The sequence below is a fragment of the Bacillus sp. LR--39 genome, from assembly GCF_053613335.1.
The window spans coordinates 1-634 of sequence record NZ_JBSIOT010001091.1 but is presented as its reverse complement, the minus strand read 5'-3'; the positions used below and the strand labels follow the sequence as shown (position 1 = coordinate 634).

The 634-nt window shown below is 50.2% G+C and carries 1 protein-coding gene; it reads left to right on the top strand.

The features are described 5' to 3' along the window. On the top strand, positions 1-517 hold a 517-nt coding region (locus ACWHAR_RS28635; protein WP_452088643.1), incomplete at its 5' end, for an ATP-binding cassette domain-containing protein. Positions 518-634: the final 117 nt, after the last annotated feature.

The following is a 634-nucleotide window of genomic DNA, read 5'->3' as shown; positions in this document are numbered from 1 at the left end:
TGTTTTCCAAAATCCAGCTGCATCATTCAATCCAAAGCTCAATATTATCGATTCAGTTATGGAGCCGCTTGATGTTTCCAAACAAGACATGCCGTCATTTTTAAGGGACTTCCGAGGCAGCCGCCGTCTGACGGCTGAGCGTCTGTTCTCAATGGTCGGCCTTCCCTCGCGCCTCCTTGACCGCTATCCGCACGAATTAAGCGGCGGGCAGCGCCAGCGGGCCTTGATCGCCAGAGCCATCAGCACTCATCCGTCTTTAATCATCTTTGATGAGCCTACAGCAAGCCTGGATGTCACCAGTCAGGCGAAGATCCTGGATCTTCTCAAAGATTTGCAGGATGCTATGGGCCTTTCTTATTTATTTATTTCCCACGATCTGGCCGCTGTCCACTTCATGAGCCATCGCATCATGGTCATGAAAGACGGGCAGATTGCCGATCAATTTGAAAAAGAAGAGCTTTTTTCTGCCGAAAGGCACCCATATGCCAAAAAGCTGCTTCAGGTGTTTGAATCCTAAGGGGGGTCTTAACAGATGAATCACAAGCAATATCTAGCACTCGCCGTTCCGCTGATCATTTCAACGATCACCACTCCTTTATTGGGTGCGGTCGATACGGCGGTCGCCGGCCAGCTT